The organism is Bacillus sp. JJ634 (genome assembly GCF_036962285.1).
Lineage (GTDB): Bacteria > Bacillota > Bacilli > Bacillales > DSM-1321 > Peribacillus > Peribacillus asahii_A.
On record NZ_JBALMU010000100.1, the window covers coordinates 5,452 to 7,828 of the forward strand.

Genomic DNA, 2,377 nt, shown 5'->3' on the forward strand with positions numbered 1-2,377 from the left:
TCAATGAAATAAAAGGAAAGTCACTTCAGCAGCAACATTCGTTAATACATCATTTAAAAAGAGGAACATTATCTTTGACAAATAAGTCCCCTTTCTTTCAAATTAGCTAGGCTTAATGACTTCTACGCCACGCATATATGGTCGTAATACTTCCGGAATAATAACACTTCCGTCTTCTTGTTGATAATTTTCCAAAATAGCTGCTACCGTTCTGCCGATAGCTAAACCAGATCCATTTAATGTATGAACAGACTCCGGTTTTCCTTTCGCATCACGACGGAAACGGATATTCGCACGTCTCCCTTGGAAAGCTTCAAAATTACTACAAGAAGAGATTTCTCGATAACCGCCATAGTTCGGCAGCCATACTTCAAGATCATATTTCTTCGCTGCGGTAAATCCTAAGTCTGCTGTACACATGCTCAATACACGATATGGTAGACCAAGTAATTGTAACACCTTCTCAGCATGACCTGTTAAGTTTTCAAGTTCTTGATAAGAGTCTTCTGGCTTTACAATCTTCACAAGCTCGACTTTATTAAATTGATGCTGGCGAATCAGACCACGTGTGTCTCGGCCTGCAGACCCTGCTTCAGAACGGAAGCATGCTGTATAAGCTACATAGCTAAGCGGTAAATCCTCTCCGTTTAAAATTTCATCACGATGGAAGTTCGTTACAGGCACTTCAGCTGTTGGAATTAAGAAATAATCTTCACTTTCAATACGAAATGCATCTTCCTCGAACTTCGGCAACTGTCCAGTACCTGTCATACTTGCGCGGTTTACCATAAACGGTGTCATTAATTCTTCATAACCATGCTCTTCTACATGTAAATCCAACATAAAACTTGCTAATGCACGCTCTAATCGTGCGCCTAGCCCTTTATAAAAAACAAAACGGCTTCCCGTTACTTTTGCAGCGCGTTCAAAGTCAACAATCCCCAAATCCGTCGCTATATCCCAATGCGGTTTTGGTTCAAATGTAAACTGTGGAACTTCCCCCCACTTACGAGCTTCTACATTATCATCTTCTGTTTCTCCAATTGGGACACTTTCATGCGGAATGTTTGGAATAGATAAGAGAAGCATATCTAACTTCGCTTCTACTTTACGAAGTTCTTCATCTAAACCTTTAATTCGATCTCCCACTTCACGCATTTCGACAATTAATGCATCAGCATCTTTTTTCTCACGTTTTAATACTGCTACTTGTTGAGATACTTCATTTCTTTTACTTTTTAGCTGCTCTACCTCAGCAATTAACTCACGACGTTTCACATCTAATTCTTCAAATGCTCCTAAATCCGTTAAGTCTTCTCCACGATATTGCAGAATACGTTTTACTTCTTCAAAATTATTTCGTAAAAATTTTAAATCTAACATCTTTCTTTCCTCCTATTTATATAGCTTATAGCTTCTGAACGCAAAAAACTCCCGTCCCTATAAAAGGGACGAGAGTTAACCCGCGTTGCCACCCTAGTTGAAGACAACATTTGTCTTCCACTTGTCAAGATAACGGCTTGAACCGAAAGTACTTACTAACCTAAAAGGTGTTCCGTTCTTTACTCAAGGATGGATTCACAAGATGCTTACACCGATTTTCACCAACCATCGGCTCTCTACAGTAAGCTTCTCTTGTTACTATTTCCTGTCATAGCTTTATAAATGAAATTGTTTTTCCATAATGTACTACAATTATTTGCAAGTTGCAACCGTTTTATACGCGAATTCTATTAAAACCATCCTTTAACAGTAGAAGCAGCGCTTGACCAAATATCAGCGAAGAATCCACCTACTGCACGCATAGAAAGAACAAACCAATTTGCTTTTTCCACTGACTCAGCAGCTACAACATCTACCTTGATCGATTTAGCTTCTGGGTTCGTGATTGAACCATAAGGCTCTTCTCCTACTTGAACGGTAATATAACCAAGCTTCTCACCTTTTTTAATCGGTGCTGTTAATTGACCGTCTTCATTTAACTTACTTTCATCAATAACAAGTTTCGTTTTAACATGATCTTTGTAATCATCTTCTACAACTAAATCTAGTGCTTCTTTTGTTTCAATATTAACTACGTCTTCTTTTCCTTTCACAACATCAAGTGACTTATGCCCTTTGACCTGATAGTGTGCAGGAAGAATTTCTTCTTTATTAAACTGATCAAAAGCGTAGTCCATTAATTTAATACTATCTCTAAAACGTTCGTCTTTAGAGGTTGATTTCATAACCACTGTAATATAACGTTGCCCATCACGAACAGCCGTTCCAGTATGAGCGTACCCGGCAAAATCCGTTGAACCTGTTTTTAAACCATCAACACCATCATATTCAAAGATTAAACCCGGCAGCATCCAATTAAAGTTTGGATATTCTC

2 protein-coding genes and 1 other annotated feature are annotated in these 2,377 nt (G+C 38.5%); both genes read right to left on the reverse strand.

The window, feature by feature from the left end:
- Positions 1–102 precede the first annotated feature (102 nt).
- Positions 103–1,383 carry a serine--tRNA ligase gene (serS, locus tag V7068_RS14940; RefSeq protein WP_499713441.1) on the reverse strand — a complete coding sequence of 427 codons (1,281 nt, stop codon included), beginning with the start codon at positions 1,381–1,383 and terminating at the stop codon, positions 103–105.
- Positions 1,384–1,444: 61 nt separating this feature from the next.
- Positions 1,445–1,664 (reverse strand) — a binding site (T-box leader).
- Positions 1,665–1,733: 69 nt separating this feature from the next.
- Positions 1,734–2,377 (reverse strand): D-alanyl-D-alanine carboxypeptidase family protein (locus tag V7068_RS14945; RefSeq protein ID WP_499713443.1); only part of this gene is annotated, 644 nt, incomplete at its 5' end.